This window comes from Micrococcus sp. 140720015-1, from assembly GCF_053627595.1.
Genome location: NZ_JBSEYC010000007.1, coordinates 1 through 14,798 on the forward strand (window position 1 = coordinate 1; position 14,798 = coordinate 14,798).

The following is a 14,798-nucleotide window of genomic DNA, read 5'->3' on the forward strand; positions in this document are numbered from 1 at the left end:
CTTGTGGTTCACCACCCACCCCTCGGCGCGGGCGTCGTGATACGCCCGCCGATACCCGTAGCGGGGATGGTCCTTCGCCCAGGCGCGCAGCCACTCCCTGAGCGCCCGATCCGGGTCCGCGACCGTGTCGCCCTTGAGCGGTCGCCGGTACGCGGAGCGGCTCAGCCCGACCAGACGGCACGCCATCCGTTCGCTCACCCGCAACTTGCGCTTGAGGTGACCGACGGCGGCGCGGCGCCTGTCCGGGCTTAGAAGTTTCCCTCAGCCAGCTCCTTGAGCGCGGCCTTCTCCAGCTCCGCTTCCGCGAGCAGACGCTTCAGGGTCGCGTTCTGCTTCTCCAGCTCCTTCAGGCGCTTTGCGTCGTCGGCCTTGAGGCCGCCGTACTGGTTCCGCCACCGGTAGTACGTCTGCTCGGACACCCCGAGCTCCCGGCACACCGCCGCGACGTCCTGACCATCGGCGAGCATCCTGTCGGCCTGCCCGAGCTTACGGACGACCTGCTCGGGGGTGTGACGCTTCCTGCTGTTCGTCATGATCTGACCAGTCTCCCTGCCCGCGACCGCGGGCAACAGGACGACTCTCATAACGACTGGACCTACGAAACGGGGTCAGCCCAATACGTCGTCGGCCGAACCTTCAGCAGTCCCAACCGGCACATCCAGCGTCTCGAGACCACTACCTCGATGCCGGGTGTGAGTGGTCGTTGACGGTGTAGGAGCACACACCCAAGCGTCCACCCTCCGAGGACGAAGCCGTGTTAGACCCGACTCCCCGACTCCGCCTGACGCATCAACCTGCCCACCCACCGAAATACCGGAGGTGGAGACTGGTGCGCTGACCGTTCACACCACAGCGTCCCTCCTCGATTTTGGAACTGTTCGCCGCGTGTCGTATGAACTCTTCGCTGCATCTCTACAAACGCGCCAATTTGATTCATACACGTTCTAGCGCCTCTGTCGAGATGCAGCGAAGATTTCACAAACGCGCAAATATGTTTCATACGACCACGAGCCACTTAGGTATTGACAGTTGAACCCTGTCCGGGTGCAGCTCGTGGTTCTCCAGTCAGCCCGTGTGCGACGCTGACGCCATGAACCAGCCCTCCATGGCCACCCTGTCTTCGGGAAAAATCACCCTGCGTGACGCCCGTCGCGGGACCACACGGGATGTGGAACTGGAGCCCTTCGAGATGGCCGTGCACCCCCTCCGTGACCGGAGCACCGGACGCCCGCTCACGCCTCTGACATGGTTCGAGACCATCAACCTCTGCAACGAGCTATCCAATGCTGAAGAGCTGCAGCCGGCCTACACGCATGCTGGGGACGGACGCTCCGTCACCTGGAACACGAGCGCTGACGGGTACCGATTGCCCACCGAGGCCGAGTGGGAGTACGCCTGCCGCGCCGGAACGACCTCGCCCACCTACGGGCCGCTTGAAGACATCGCCTGGACCAGCCTCGACCACCTTGAGGGCCCCCAGCCCGTCGGCATGAAGAAAGCCAACCCGCACGGTCTGCACGACATGCTCGGCAACATCTGGGAATGGTGCTGGGACTACGCCGATCCCGCCCGCTACGGCGACTACCGCAGTCTGCGCGGGGGTGGCTGGGCGGATGAACCCTGGAGCGTGCGCGCCTCAGTGCGCCGGGGCAGCGCCCCGGACGCCGTCCTGGAGGACGTGGGACTCCGCCTGGCCCGGGGTCTGGTCGGCAGCCCGGGACAAGCTCAGGGCTGGTCCCATGAGGCAGACAGGCAACGAGCCGCCATCTGCGGGCCGCTTCCCGTGGGGTGGACACCCTTGCGGGAGATCTTCGCCTGAGAAGGGAACCGCCCAGCCTCATTCGGCGGAACGGAGCCGATCCGTCGGCAACGACAACATCACCGTCGCGGTGAGATCCGGCGCCTTGGCCACCGCCCTGTCATCGAGCCGCGGCGCCACTGTGACGGCCTCTCGTGAGAACTCCTGGATGCCCACGGGCACCCATGCGTCACCCTCGGTGCGAAGCAGCCACTGTTCGCCCAACGCCTGCAAACCGACGGTGTCAAGCAGTTCTTCGGCCTCGGTCGACTCCATGGGTTCACCGCATCGCCGACGCAGGAGGTCGTAGGGGATGAAGAGGCCTTCGTCGGTCATCTCGATGTACCCGACGTGCTCGCGGTCATCAGCGCGGAGGTGATCTAAAACAGTGGTCACGGTGACAGCCTAGAGTTGTCGACTCGATACCCCAGCCTGCTCCCCGCCCCAGCACGGCAGGGGCGTCCGGCCAGGCTCCCTCACACACCGGATCCCGCCCCCTCTCCGAACGGTTCACGGCGAGTCGCGTGCAGTCTTTGCTGCATCTCGACAACCCCGAGGGTGACGACGTCCTCCACGGGATCGGCCCGGCCACTGACTGTCCCCGTGCTGCTGCGCCCGCGCGCCTTCACCAGGGTCACCGTCAGAGACCCCTGCCTGGGGTCTCCGGCACCGCGCTTCCCGAGCGTTGACCCCACTCACTGACGGGTCTGGGCGCGAGTCGGTTTCGTACCAGTCTTCGCTGCCTTCGTCGATGCGGCAAGGCAGTCCACGGTTCTGATGAGCCGAGGGGTCACTACTCTCCGACGCGCAGCGCCAGAACCCAGCGGATCGCCCCGCAGCATCGGTGCACCACAAGGCACACCTCGGACGCTCCAACCATTGTTTGCAGCACTTGCGCAATGCAGCTCACACGATCGCCTCCCTCCTTGCGGAATACCTGACATGGGTATACGTTTGACTAGTACACGTACCCGGTAGGGGTACTCCCGACGTACAACCCGACATACAAGGAGGACACCTGATGGCTTCGAACGATTACCAGGTGACGGGCATGACCTGCGGCCACTGCGAGATGTCGATCCGCGAGGAGGTCAGCGAGATCCCCGGCGTCCAGGACATCCAAGTCAGCGCGCAGACCGGCAAGCTCAACGTCACCGCCGAGGGCGAGATCGACGACGCCAAGGTCCTCGCGGCGGTCGAGGAGGCCGGCTACTCGGCGGTGCGCGTCTGATGAAGGCCGGAGGACGGCTCGCGCTCTACGGGGCCGGGTTGGTGGTGGCGTTCGGCGGGGCCTTCGGCCTCGCCGGCGCCGTCATTCCCGATAGCTTCGCAGCAGCATGGGCAGAAGGAAGCGGCGTGAACGCACACGGTGAAGGGCACGGCGACGCTGCGCAGGAAACCGCGGAGCCCGCTCTGAACGGGGTCTCCGCAAGCGCGGACGGCTTCGTGCTCTCTCCGGTCCAGGCCCCCACGGCCGCAGGCGAGGATGGAGACCTGAGCTTCCAGATCCTCGACGAGTCCGGCGAACCGGTGACCGAATACACCACCGCGCACGAGAAGGACCTGCACCTGATCGCCGTGCGCACCGACGGCGCCGGCTTCCAGCACGTGCACCCCGAACTCGACACGAGCACAGGCACCTGGTCGGTGCCGTGGACCTGGGACGAGGCGGGCACCTACCGCGTGTACGCCGACTTCACACCCGCGGGCGAGGAAGCCGAAGGCATCACTCTCACCCGCGCAATCGAGGTCGCGGGCGACTTCACCCCTGTCGAGACCGAGGCGCAGCCCACCGACGAGGTCGACGGATACACCGTCTCCCTCAACGGCGACCTCACTGCGGGCACCTCAAGCGAGCTCACCATCTCGGTCGAGCGTGACGGTCAGCCGGTGACCACGCTGGAGCCTTACCTGGGCGCGTTCGGCCACTTAGTGGCGCTGCGCGAGGGTGACCTCGCCTACCTGCACGTCCACGCCGAGGGCGACCAGCCCCAGGCCGGGGACACGGCCGGACCCGACATCGGATTCGCAGCGGAGGCCCCGACCGCCGACCGTTACCTGCTCTACCTGGACTTCCAGGTCGACGGGCAGGTGCACACCGCCGAGTTCGTGATCGACGCCGAGCATGGTGACGGCACGAAGACAGACGATTCGCATTCCGACGGCCACTGACCCGCAGGGCCCGGCGTCGCACGAGAGCTGAGAAAGAAGGAAGAGGATGAGCACATCAGCGCCCCCAACGGGTGGGCCGGACATCGAGTTGGAGATCGGCGGGATGACCTGCGCCTCCTGCGCGAACCGGATCGAGAAGAAGCTGAACAAGCTCGATGGCGTCGCGGCCACCGTCAACTACGCCACTGAGAAGGCTAAGGTCACCGTGCCTGCCGGCTACGATCCGTCACTGCTGGTCGCCGAGGTCGAGAAGACCGGGTACACGGCCGCACTGCCCAAGCCCAAGGACACTACGGCGAACACGTCGGAGACCGAGGCCGGGGAGGAGGAAGACAGTGAGCTCACCTCGCTGCGGCATCGGCTGATCGGCGCGATCGTGCTCACTGTTCCCGTAATCGCGATGGCGATGATCCCCGCGCTGCAGTTCACGTATTGGCAGTGGGCCTCACTCGCCCTGGCCGCACCGGTGATCATCTGGGGAGCTTGGCCGTTCCACAAGGCGGCGTGGACAAACCTCAAGCACGGTGCGGCGACGATGGACACGCTCATCTCGATGGGCACCTCCGTCGCACTGCTCTGGTCGCTCTACGCGCTCTTCCTCGGCACTGCCGGCACTCCCGGCATGACGCACCCCTTCGAGTTCACGATCGCTCCGTCGGATGGCGCGGCGAACATCTACCTCGAAGTCGGCGCGGGCGTGACGATGTTCATCCTCGCCGGCCGCTACTTCGAGAAGCGATCCAAGCGCCAGGCCGGGGCCGCGCTGCGCGCCCTCCTGGAGCTGGGCGCGAAGGAAGTCGCCGTACTCCGCGACGGCGTAGAGGTGAAGATCCCCACCTCTGAGCTGGCGGTCGGCGACGAGTTCATCGTCCGTCCAGGCGAGAAGATCGCCACCGACGGTCTCGTGACCTCCGGCTCCTCCGCGGTGGACGCCTCGATGCTCACCGGCGAGTCCGTGCCGGTCGAGGTCCGCGAGGGCGACTCGGTCACCGGTGCCACCGTCAACGCCGGCGGCCGCCTGGTCGTGCGGGCGACTCGTGTGGGTTCGGACACACAGCTCGCACAGATGGCGAAGCTCGTCGAGGACGCGCAGACCGGCAAGGCCGAGGTGCAGCGTCTGGCCGATCGCATCTCCGGCATCTTCGTGCCGATCGTCATCGTCGTCGCGTTCATCACCCTCGGCGCCTGGCTGGGAGGCGGGTTCCCCGTCGCCGCCGCGTTCACCGCAGCGGTCGCCGTGCTCGTCATCGCCTGCCCCTGCGCGCTGGGTCTGGCAACCCCGACCGCGCTGCTCGTCGGCACCGGGCGCGGTGCGCAGATGGGCGTCCTCATCAAGGGTCCGGAGGTGCTGGAGTCCACTCGCAAGGTCGACACCGTCGTGCTCGATAAGACCGGCACCGTCACCAGCGGCAAGATGACTCTGACCGACGTGATCACTGAGCCCGGTGTGGATCGTGCGGAGCTGCTGCGTTTCGCCGGTGCACTGGAAGACTCTTCCGAGCATCCGATTGCGCAGGCGATCGCCAAGGGCGCGACCCAGGAAGTCGGCCAGCTGCCTACTCCAGAGGACTTCGCCAATGTCGAGGGCAAGGGCGTGCAGGGCATCGTCGAGGGGACCCCGGTCGTCGTCGGCCGCGAGTCTCTGCTGGCGGACTGGTCGCAGAAGCTCTCTCCGGAGGTCGCACAGGCGAAGGCCCAGGCCGAGGGCGAGGGCAAGACGGTCGTCGCGATCGGCTGGGACGGTGCTGCGCGTGGCATCCTGGTCGTCGCCGACACCGTCAAGCCCACGAGCGCCGAGGCGATCCGCGGGCTCAAGGAGATCGGCCTGACCCCGGTGCTGCTCACCGGTGACAACGAGGCCGTGGCCCGCCAGATCGCGTCCGAGGTCGGCATCGACGAGGTCATCGCCGAAGTGCTACCCAAGGACAAGGTCGACGTCGTCACCCGCCTCCAGGAAGAGGGCAAGATCGTCGCGATGGTCGGCGACGGCGTCAACGACGCCCCCGCGCTCGCGCAGGCCGACCTGGGCCTCGCGATGGGCACCGGCACGGACGTCGCGATCGAGGCCTCCGACATCACGCTCGTGCGCGGTGACCTGCGGGCCGCCGTCGACGCGATCCGCCTGTCCAGGAAGACCCTGTCGACGATCAAGACCAACCTGTTCTGGGCATTCGCTTACAACACCGCCGCGATCCCGGTCGCTGCGCTCGGCATGCTCAACCCCATGCTCGCAGGTGCGGCGATGGCGTTCTCCAGCGTCTTCGTCGTCGGCAACAGCCTCCGCCTGCGCGGGTTCACGAGCGTCGCCTCGAAGTGACGTACGAGAACCCACCCATCCACACGAATCCAATAACGAAGGAACACCAGAGAATGAGCAGCTGCTGCAGCACGAACGAGACCAACCCGGCCGTGGAGAACGGTGGACGCGAGAACCTTCTTGGCGGGGGCGCCGATGACATGACTACCTGCCCGGTCATGGTCGGCACCCCGGTCAGCAAGAAGACCGCCGAGGCCGCCGGCCTCTACCGCGACTTCGAGGATGAGCGCTACTACTTCTGCTGCGCTGGCTGTGGGCCCGCGTTCGATTCGGACCCAGCCAAGTACGCCGCCAACATGGCGTAATCCACCAGCGTGCGGGGTGCCGCGGCACCGCTGCGGCACCCCGCCACCTGATCGGAGCGAGCCGACATGACCACTACGACTCCCACCACCGAAACCCATCTCGACACCTGCCCCGCAGGAGGCGACGGCGACGCGTCCGTCCACGGATACATCAGCGATAAGACGAAGTACCGCAATCGCCTGCGCCGCCTGGAAGGCCAAATCCGCGGCATCGATCGGATGGTCGACGAGGACCGCTACTGCATCGACATCCTCACCCAGATCTCCGCAGTCACCAGGGCACTCGAAAACGTCGCCCTCGGCCTGCTCGACGATCACCTCAAGCATTGCGTCCTCGACGCCGCACTCGCCGGCGGACCAGTCAGCGAGCAGAGGCTCGGCGAGGCGTCCGAGGCCATCGCCCGCCTCGTGCGCTCCTGACGCCGGCGCATCAGTTCGATCACGACCAGCATCCAGGAGTTCTTCTATGACCCCACAGCACGTCCTCATCCTCGGATCGGGAGCAGCCGGGGCCGCAGCCGCCCGCACTCTCGCCTCACGCGACGATGTCCGGGTGACGCTGGTGACCCGCACCGGGGAGACGCCCTATACGCGGATGCTCATCAAGGGAATCGCGTTCGGTCAGACACCGCCGGAGATGATCAAGCTCCCGCTGCCTCAGATCGAGGTCATCGCCGACACCGTGCTTAAAGTCGATACCTCGGCGAAGCAGGCCCAGTTGACCTCCGGCGCACAAGTCTCCTACGACGCGCTCATCGTCGCGACCGGGAGCATGCCCCGCTCCCTGCCCGCTGACGTGTTCGGCGGCGACGACGCCGGACAAGGGCGGGTCACCGCTCTTCACTCCGTGGGGGATGCCCTGGGCATCCGAAAGCTGCTGACCGGACTGGGGCGACCCGCGCGGGTAGCGATCTACGGCGGTGGAATCATCGCAGCCGAGACGGCCTCGTCTCTGCAAGCCGACGGACACATGGTCACGCTGGTCTCCCGCAGTTCAGTTCCCGGCGTCGGAGCGTTTGGGGCGCCCGTGGCTGAGCGCCTCGCCGCCGACCATGCCGCCAAGGTGCAGGCCCGATTCGGTCGCACTCTCCAGCATGTCGACGAAACAGAATCCGGTGTCACCATCACCCTCAACGACGGAAATCCCGTCGTGGCTGACTTCCTTCTCCTCGCGCTCGGCACGACGCCCGCAGCCCCGTCACCGTGGACGAACGGTATCGACGTCGACGATCACCTCCGCGCCGCGGCAGACCACGTCTACGCAGCCGGAGGCGTGGCCACGCACCACGACGAAGCACTGGACGCCTGGCGCATCGACCATTGGGAAGACGCCGCCGCACAGGGTGCGCATGCCGCGCGGGCCGCATTGCACGACCTCGGCGTTAGCGACGATCCGGGCGCCTACCTGCCACGCAGCCCTTACATGGCAATGGTCTACGGTCAGATGATCTCCGGAGTCGGGTACACAGCCGGCGCAGACGCCCACCTGGAAGCGGGTGAGGAGTTCATCGTCCGCCACGAGATCGACGGCATCGTCGTCGGCGTCACTGGCATCGACGCAGTCGGCACCGTCTACCAGTGGGGGCAGCAGCTCCACGGCGTGCGGGCATAGGCAATGGCGGGAGACTGTATTAGGCAGATCCCACGGTGGGGCTTCGTGCTCTCGCTGGCAGCGACCATTCTCATGATGGCCGCTGCCAGCGCGCCGTCCTTGTTCTATCCCCAGATCGCCGAACGGCTCGGACTCATCCCCGTCGCCACCACACTCGTGTTCGCGGTCTACACCTTCACCCTCCTGGCCGCGCTGCTCTACCTCGGACCACTCTCCGACCACGTCGGCCGACGTCCGGTCGTGGCCGCCGGTTCTTTGGCGCTGGCGCTGAGCGTGGCCATGTTCTGGTTCGCCGGTAGCCTCGCGGCGCTCCTGGTCGCCCGAGCCTTGCAAGGGCTCGCAGCGGGTCTGCTGATCCCGGCGCTGTCGGCGATGATGATCGACTTCGAGTCCCCGTCACATCGGAACATCGCAGCCCTGTGGAACACGATCGGCCCGATGATTGGCCTTGGGGCCGGGGCTCTCGGTGCTGCACTTCTCCTCGATCTCACCTCCGAACCGACAACTGCCGTCTTCGGGTCGCTCGTGCTTGCCTTCCTCATCGTGGCAACGGTCGTGTGGAGCACACCGGAACTGGTCCCGAAGACCCAGATACGACGTGGCGACCTCCGTCCGCGGTTCACCGTGCCACCGCACCTACGCCGCATGTTCACCGTCGGAGTGCCCGTGATCATCGCCGGGTGGGCGACCAACGGACTCTTCCTTGCGCTCGGAGCCGACCTCGTCGGCAGTGAGCTTGGGGGCTCCACGCACACCCAAGCTGGGATCGTCCTCTTCGCACTGGCGATCTCCGGAGTCACCGCCTCCTCCGTCCTACAGCGGCGTTCCGCCCGCACCATCAGCCTGTATGCGACCAGTGCCCTGGCGTTCGGCACCGCAGTGAGCATCGGCGCCCTCGCACTCGGTTCCTACCCAGCCTATGTCGCCTCGGTCGCGATCGTCGGTTCCGGGTTCGGCACAGCGTTCCTCGGGGTACTGCGCACACTCATGCCCCACACGGCATCGTCGGAACGCGCCGCCGTGATGGCTGTGATCTACACAGTTGCCTACCTGGCATTCGGCGTGCCCACCATCGTCGCCGGATTGCTCGTGCCGGTGCTCACCCTGTCGGGGACGATGACGATCCTCGGTGCGATCATCATCGCCCTCAGCCTCGTCGCCACCGTCCTGCGCCTGCGCATCCCGCACCCGGCCGCAGGCCCGGCAGAGGCTGACGACTTCCCCGAGCCTCCCACCGGCTCTCACCGCCGATCCGCACCCGACCGAGAGGAGCAGCCATGACCTACGTGATCGCGCTTCCCTGCGTGGACGTCAAGGACCGCGCCTGCATCGACGAATGTCCTGTCGACTGCATCTACGAGGGCGAACGCTCGCTCTACATCCACCCCGACGAATGCGTCGACTGCGGAGCCTGCGAACCGGTCTGCCCCGTCGAGGCCATCTACTACGAAGACGACCTGCCCGACGAATGGTCTGACTACTCCAAGGCCAACGTCGAGTTCTTCGACGAGTTGGGTTCTCCCGGAGGAGCCGCGAAGACCGGACCGACGGGCTTCGACCATCCCCTCATCGCCGCATTGCCCATCCAACACGAGCAGACCCTCTGAGAAGGGGTTTCCGATTGATCCATACCGACACAACACACAAGTCTTGACTAGTACCCCCTAGGGGTATAGGGTAGGCATATTGATGAAAGGAAATGACATGCAGAGGAGACTGCGAACAGGACTGGCAGCGGGAGCCCTCGGAGTGGCGCTCGTGCTCGCCGGTTGCGCCAGCGGAGCAGACGACAACCAGCAGACCGACCCCTCGGCTACTGAGGAGCATCAGGGCCACGGCGGCAACAACGCAGAAAGCGGTGATGAAGAGATGGAGCACCCGATGGACGGCGGACCGGCACCCGAGGGTATCGCCGAAGCCAGTGAGCCCACCTACCCTGTCGGTACCGAGGTGCAGCTCACGGCCGACCACATGGAAGGCATGGAAGGGGCTACAGCAACGATTTCCGGCGCATTCGACACGTACACGTACTCCGTGAACTACACGCCCGCAGGTGGCGGCGACCCCGTCACTGATCACAAGTGGGTCGTGCAGGAAGAAATTGAGGATGCCGGCGACGCGCGCCTGGCCGACGGCACAGAGGTGACTCTGCTCGCCGAGCACATGGAAGGCATGGAAGGCGTAAAGGCCATCATTGCTTCGTCCACCGATGAGACGGTCTACATGGTCGACTACGAGACGGACGGCATGAAGATGACGAACCACAAGTGGGTCGTCGAGAGCGAGATCCAACCAGCGTCCTGAGCCGACGTTCGCTTGCCCGGCCACCGGGTGAGCGGCAATCGGCCTGGCTCGATGACGGAGGAGAGGAATCATGACGGACCCGAACTCACAACAGCATCACGGTCACGAAACCGATACACCCGCCCACGGCGAGCATCACCACGGGTCTGTGTCCGCGCACGCCTCGGCGGATGCGCACGGCACGCGCGAGGGTCAGCACACCGGGCATCAGGGCCACGCCATGGACCACGGGCAGCACTCAGGCCACACGGGCCTCGACGAGCACGGCGGCCACGATGAGCATGCCCAGCACGGTGGGTACGGAGATCACAGCGGCCATGGCGGGCACGGGGACCACGTTGGCCAGTTCCGCCGACTGTTTTGGATCAACCTCGTCATCGCCATCCCCGCGGTCGCCCTCTCACCGATGTTCGCCATGCTGCTGGGCTACGAGGTCCCCGGCTGGGCGGGCTGGGTCGCCGCGGCACTGGGCACCGTCATGTACGTCTGGGGCGGCAGGCCCTTCCTCACCGGTGCCGTCAGCGAGTTGAAGTCCCGCAAGCCCGGGATGATGCTGCTCATCGCTCTGGCGATCACGGTGGCCTTCTTCGCTTCCTGGGCCGCCACGCTCGGGCTCGTCCATCATGAGCTCGAATTCTGGTGGGAACTGGCGCTGCTGATCGTAATCATGCTGCTGGGCCATTGGATCGAGATGCGCTCCCTGGCCCAGACCACCTCGGCGCTCGACTCGTTGGCGGCACTGCTGCCAGACGAGGCCGAGCGCGTCGAGGGCGAGAACGTCGTCAAGGTGGCCCCAGCCGACCTCGACGTGGGCGACGTGGTCCTCGTGCGCCCCGGCGGCAGCGTCCCGGCTGACGGAACCATCGTCGACGGCCGCGCCGAGATGGACGAGTCCATGATCACCGGCGAGTCCCGCCCGGTCTCTCGCGGCGAGGGCCAGACCGTCACCGCCGGCACCGTCGCCACCGACTCCGGCCTGCGGGTGGAGATCACCGCCACCGGTGACGACACCGCCCTGGCCGGCATCAACCGGCTCGTCGCCGAGGCGCAGAACTCATCCTCCCGCGCCCAGCGGATCGCCGACAAGGCCGCGGCCTGGCTGTTCTGGTTCGCTCTTGGCGCGGCGCTGGTCACTGCGGTCGTCTGGACGCTCATCGGCATGCCCGACGAGGCCGTCGTGCGCACCATCACCGTGCTCGTCATCGCCTGCCCCCACGCCCTCGGCCTGGCGATCCCGCTGGTCGTCTCCATCGCCACCGAGCGAGCCGCCCGCGGCGGCGTCCTAGTGAAGGACCGCCTGGCGCTGGAGTCCATGCGGCAGGTCGACGCGGTCCTGTTCGACAAGACCGGCACGCTGACCAAGGGCGAGCCCACCGTCACCGGCGTCGAGCCGACCGGCGAACTCGACGCCGACCAGGTCCTCGCCCTCGCTGCCTCGGCCGAGGCCGACAGCGAGCACCCGCTCGCCAAGGCCATCGTCACCGCCGCCAAGGACAAGGGTTTTGCCCTCCAGCAGGCCAGCGGCTTCTCATCCTCGCCCGCCGTCGGCGTCACTGCGACCGTCTCCGGCCAGGAGGTCCGCGTCGGCGGGCCCCGGCTGCTCGAGGAGACCGGTCAGCACGAGGTCGGCACGGCCGAGGCATGGCGCTCCGAGGGCGCGATCATTCTGCACGTTCTCCGCGGCGGCCAGGTGGTCGGCGGGCTGAGGCTCGCCGACGAGGTCCGGCCAGAATCCCGCTACGCCGTCGACGCCCTCCACGCCCTCGGCGTCGAGGTCGTCATGATCACCGGCGATGCCGAGGCGGTCGCGAACGAGGTCGGCAAGGAGCTCGGCATCGACCGCGTCTTCGCCGGCGTGCGCCCGGAGGACAAGTCCGCGAAGGTCTCCCAGCTGCAGGAAGAGGGCAAGAGGGTCGCGATGGTCGGCGACGGCGTCAACGACGCCCCGGCTCTGGCGCAGGCCGATGTCGGCATCGCGATCGGCGCTGGCACCGATGTCGCCATCGCCTCGGCCGGGGTGATCCTGGCCAGTTCCGACCCACGCAGCGTGCTCTCGATCATCCAGCTGTCGCGACGCGCATACGGCAAGATGAAGCAGAACCTGTGGTGGGCCGCCGGCTACAACCTTCTTTCGGTGCCGTTGGCGGCCGGTATCCTCGCACCGGTGGGACTCGTCCTGCCAATGTCGATCGGCGCGATCCTGATGTCAGCCTCCACCGTGGTTGTCGCGCTCAACGCCCAGCTGCTGCGGCGCATCGACCTTACACCCGAAGCTAGCACGCGTTCCGTCCTGGAGCGCCAGAAGTAAGGACATGCCCATGTCTGTCGATAACGATTCCCACCAGCACGGCTACATCAGCGACAAGGAGCGCTATCTCGGCCGCATGAAGCGCATCGAAGGACAGGCGCGTGGGATCGCGAAGATGATCGATGAGGAGAAGTACTGCATCGACATCCTCACCCAGGTCTCCGCCCTGACCCGTGCCCTCCAGGGGGTCGCGACTGGTCTGCTCGACGACCATCTCAAGCACTGCGTGCTTGATGCCGCCAAGCTCAGCGACGAGGCGGCCGTCGAGAAGATCCAGGAAGCCACCGACGCCATCAACCGGCTCGTTCGCTCCTGAACCCGGCCCCTGACCACCGCGTTCCAGGACACGGCGGGCACAAACCCTCAGGATGCCAGCGCGCTTGATCCTCGCCGACGCGCCGCCCGCCCGCGACGCGCTCACCTTCGCTCAGCGGGCCGCGCAGGCCGGTGCCCATGGCGTGCGCTTGCAGGCCGCAGCCGCGCTAACGCCCCGTGGCCCGCTCGACCGCACTCCTACGATCCTCGTCCTTCGCACGCTCCGCTCCGACCCCGAGCTGCAGTGCGACGTCACCGTCGACACCCTGACCGCGACCGCCGACCCCCTGACCCTGGCGCTGCCGGAGACCGCGCTGGCACCCGCCTGGACCAGCGTCGAACCCCCGCAACACGGGTGGAGACTTATTGCCGATGTGACCAGCCTGACGCTGATGCGCAGCGCCCGTGCCGGCATCGAGGCCGTCGCCCAAGCACTTCCCGACAAACCCGGCGACGATGTCGTCCGCAAGATCCGGGGCACGGTCTGGGGCACCCCGGACACGGCACTCGCATCGCTGCCACAAGGCGTTGCGTTCGCCGCCTACGTCTTCGGGTTCCTCAGCCGAGGAAACGGGGCCACGATCTCAACCGCCGGCCGTTGGACGCGGTTGACCCTCCCGACTGGACACGTGCTCCTGCGCGGACCCGTCGCCTCTGGCCTCACCCCGATCCGCCGCACCCGGCCACGCGTCTCCAAGTCCGTCACATCGATTGAATAACCCTTGATACCCTATAGGGGTATAGGGTAGTATTAATGACTATGAAAGAGGTTGAGCACGCGCACGCCACGTATGACACACCGCATCTGAATGCGGCGGTCGGAGTCTTCGCGTTGCTGGCGAATCTGGTGAGTGTGAAGATGATCCTCGCCATTCGCGACATCGAGGTCTCTGCCAATCATCTGGCGGACATCGTCGACCTTCCCGTCGACCAGACCTCCCACGAGCTTCACCGCCTGGAGTCGGCCGGGATCGTGAGTCGGCAGCGACGCGAGTCCCGCGACTTCTACCTATTGAACGGTGTGCATGCCGGGGCGCTGGCTGAGGCTGCGATCTTCCATGCCGAACATCAGCAGCAGGAACGCACTCGTGCAGGTTCTCCCACCTCGAACTTGCGACCGAACTGACAGAGGAGGCATCATGCCCCGTTTTTCCCGATTAACCCCTGAGACCGCAGTGGGGGCCTCACGAGACTTGCTCGGCGATCTCGTCGAGCGGCACGGCCAGGTCGGAGACATGGTCTCGACGATGGCGCACTCCCCGGCGGTGCTCGGCGGTTATCTCGACCTGAGCAAAGCCATGCGTCGCGCCAAGCTCGACCGTAAAGTCAGCGAGCTCGTTTCGATCGCCGTGCAGTCGAAGCAGGGATGCGGAATGTGCCTGGCCTCGCACATCAGCGCGGCACGATCGCTCGGGGTCAGCGATGACGAGATCGCACTCGCCCAGCAGGGTACGGCGATGACCAGCCCGGTCGCGGCGATGATCGCGCTCGGCCTCCAGGTCTACCGTGAGCCTACGTCGATCACCGACGAGCAGATTGACGAGCTTCGGGGATACGGGTACAGCGACCGTGAGATCTCTGATGTCGTCGGGGTCGTGTCGCTGAACATTCTCACCGGCGCCTTCAACCTGGTTGCTGGCCTCACGCCGGGCGACTGACTTCGCCGG

At 66.5% G+C, this 14,798-nt stretch carries 16 protein-coding genes and 1 pseudogene; 15 read left to right on the forward strand and 2 right to left on the reverse strand.

Translation table 11 applies throughout. The annotated features are described in order from the left end of the window. Positions 1-533, reverse strand: a pseudogene (locus ACUXPL_RS11465) (transposase); the annotation flags it as partial. A 557-nt stretch (positions 534-1,090) separates the two neighbouring features. Between ACUXPL_RS11465 and ACUXPL_RS11470 the strand changes: the two are divergent. Continuing rightward, positions 1,091-1,819, forward strand: coding sequence for a formylglycine-generating enzyme family protein (locus ACUXPL_RS11470; RefSeq protein ID WP_223246359.1), 729 nt, complete (start codon positions 1,091-1,093; stop codon positions 1,817-1,819). Positions 1,820-1,837: 18 nt separating this feature from the next. Here the strand turns inward: ACUXPL_RS11470 and ACUXPL_RS11475 are convergent, their stop codons facing one another. Continuing rightward, entirely contained in the window at positions 1,838-2,194 is a 357-nt protein-coding gene (locus ACUXPL_RS11475; RefSeq protein ID WP_061873204.1) for a hypothetical protein, read from the reverse strand. A 625-nt stretch (positions 2,195-2,819) separates the two neighbouring features. Here ACUXPL_RS11475 and ACUXPL_RS11480 point away from each other — a divergent pair. The 14 genes from ACUXPL_RS11480 (at position 2,820) to ACUXPL_RS11545 (ending at position 14,789) form a co-directional block, all read left to right on the forward strand. Further along, the gene (locus tag ACUXPL_RS11480) at positions 2,820-3,029 is read left to right on the forward strand and encodes a heavy-metal-associated domain-containing protein (RefSeq protein ID WP_006213359.1); all 210 of its coding nucleotides are present in this window, start codon (positions 2,820-2,822) and stop codon (positions 3,027-3,029) included. Further along, a complete protein-coding gene (locus ACUXPL_RS11485) occupies positions 3,029-3,970 on the forward strand; it encodes a hypothetical protein (protein ID WP_061873203.1) in 942 nt (313 codons plus the stop codon). Before ACUXPL_RS11480 ends, ACUXPL_RS11485 begins: the two co-directional genes overlap by 1 nt. A 46-nt stretch (positions 3,971-4,016) precedes the next feature. Beyond that, complete coding sequence (locus tag ACUXPL_RS11490) at positions 4,017-6,287, forward strand: heavy metal translocating P-type ATPase (protein WP_061873202.1); 2,271 nt, start codon at positions 4,017-4,019, stop codon at positions 6,285-6,287. 140 nt (positions 6,288-6,427) lie between these two features. Further along, positions 6,428-6,592 (forward strand): hypothetical protein, encoded by a 165-nt coding sequence (locus ACUXPL_RS11495; protein ID WP_306462451.1) that lies wholly within the window; start codon positions 6,428-6,430, stop codon positions 6,590-6,592. Between the two features lie 66 nt (positions 6,593-6,658). After that, entirely contained in the window at positions 6,659-7,012 is a 354-nt protein-coding gene (locus tag ACUXPL_RS11500; RefSeq protein ID WP_006214162.1) for a metal-sensitive transcriptional regulator, read from the forward strand. Between the two features lie 46 nt (positions 7,013-7,058). Beyond that, a complete protein-coding gene (locus ACUXPL_RS11505; protein ID WP_088477534.1) occupies positions 7,059-8,204 on the forward strand; it encodes an FAD-dependent oxidoreductase in 1,146 nt (381 codons plus the stop codon). A gap of 45 nt (positions 8,205-8,249) precedes the next feature. Next, positions 8,250-9,485, forward strand: a complete 1,236-nt coding sequence (locus ACUXPL_RS11510) for an MFS transporter (protein WP_135101183.1) — start codon at positions 8,250-8,252, stop codon at positions 9,483-9,485. Next, entirely contained in the window at positions 9,482-9,811 is a 330-nt protein-coding gene (gene fdxA / locus ACUXPL_RS11515) for a ferredoxin (RefSeq protein ID WP_088477532.1), read from the forward strand. The genes ACUXPL_RS11510 and fdxA overlap by 4 nt, the downstream gene beginning before the upstream one ends. 97 nt (positions 9,812-9,908) lie before the next feature. Then, positions 9,909-10,508: a YdhK family protein gene (locus tag ACUXPL_RS11520; protein ID WP_088477531.1), complete on the forward strand. Its 600-nt coding sequence runs from the start codon at positions 9,909-9,911 to the stop codon at positions 10,506-10,508. Between the two features lie 406 nt (positions 10,509-10,914). Then, the gene (locus ACUXPL_RS11525) at positions 10,915-12,816 is read left to right on the forward strand and encodes a heavy metal translocating P-type ATPase (protein WP_227718676.1); all 1,902 of its coding nucleotides are present in this window, start codon (positions 10,915-10,917) and stop codon (positions 12,814-12,816) included. A 10-nt stretch (positions 12,817-12,826) separates the two neighbouring features. Next, positions 12,827-13,132, forward strand: a complete 306-nt coding sequence (locus tag ACUXPL_RS11530; RefSeq protein WP_088477530.1) for a metal-sensitive transcriptional regulator — start codon at positions 12,827-12,829, stop codon at positions 13,130-13,132. Between the two features lie 64 nt (positions 13,133-13,196). Further along, complete coding sequence (locus ACUXPL_RS11535) at positions 13,197-13,850, forward strand: hypothetical protein (protein WP_224356247.1); 654 nt, start codon at positions 13,197-13,199, stop codon at positions 13,848-13,850. A 41-nt stretch (positions 13,851-13,891) separates the two neighbouring features. Further along, entirely contained in the window at positions 13,892-14,257 is a 366-nt protein-coding gene (locus ACUXPL_RS11540) for an ArsR/SmtB family transcription factor (RefSeq protein ID WP_088477528.1), read from the forward strand. 13 nt (positions 14,258-14,270) lie between these two features. Then, positions 14,271-14,789, forward strand: a complete 519-nt coding sequence (locus ACUXPL_RS11545) for a carboxymuconolactone decarboxylase family protein (RefSeq protein WP_088477527.1) — start codon at positions 14,271-14,273, stop codon at positions 14,787-14,789. The last annotated feature ends 9 nt before the right edge of the window (positions 14,790-14,798 follow it).

Coding starts and splice junctions, on each gene's coding strand:
- ACUXPL_RS11470 (WP_223246359.1), top strand. CDS start 1,091: ATGAACCAGCCCTCCATGGCCACCCTGTCTTCGGGAAAAATCACCCTG.
- ACUXPL_RS11480 (WP_006213359.1), top strand. CDS start 2,820: ATGGCTTCGAACGATTACCAGGTGACGGGCATGACCTGCGGCCACTGC.
- ACUXPL_RS11485 (WP_061873203.1), top strand. CDS start 3,029: ATGAAGGCCGGAGGACGGCTCGCGCTCTACGGGGCCGGGTTGGTGGTG.
- ACUXPL_RS11490 (WP_061873202.1), top strand. CDS start 4,017: ATGAGCACATCAGCGCCCCCAACGGGTGGGCCGGACATCGAGTTGGAG.
- ACUXPL_RS11495 (WP_306462451.1), top strand. CDS start 6,428: ATGACTACCTGCCCGGTCATGGTCGGCACCCCGGTCAGCAAGAAGACC.
- ACUXPL_RS11500 (WP_006214162.1), top strand. CDS start 6,659: ATGACCACTACGACTCCCACCACCGAAACCCATCTCGACACCTGCCCC.
- ACUXPL_RS11505 (WP_088477534.1), top strand. CDS start 7,059: ATGACCCCACAGCACGTCCTCATCCTCGGATCGGGAGCAGCCGGGGCC.
- fdxA (WP_088477532.1), top strand. CDS start 9,482: ATGACCTACGTGATCGCGCTTCCCTGCGTGGACGTCAAGGACCGCGCC.
- ACUXPL_RS11520 (WP_088477531.1), top strand. CDS start 9,909: ATGCAGAGGAGACTGCGAACAGGACTGGCAGCGGGAGCCCTCGGAGTG.
- ACUXPL_RS11525 (WP_227718676.1), top strand. CDS start 10,915: ATGTTCGCCATGCTGCTGGGCTACGAGGTCCCCGGCTGGGCGGGCTGG.
- ACUXPL_RS11530 (WP_088477530.1), top strand. CDS start 12,827: ATGTCTGTCGATAACGATTCCCACCAGCACGGCTACATCAGCGACAAG.
- ACUXPL_RS11540 (WP_088477528.1), top strand. CDS start 13,892: ATGAAAGAGGTTGAGCACGCGCACGCCACGTATGACACACCGCATCTG.
- ACUXPL_RS11545 (WP_088477527.1), top strand. CDS start 14,271: ATGCCCCGTTTTTCCCGATTAACCCCTGAGACCGCAGTGGGGGCCTCA.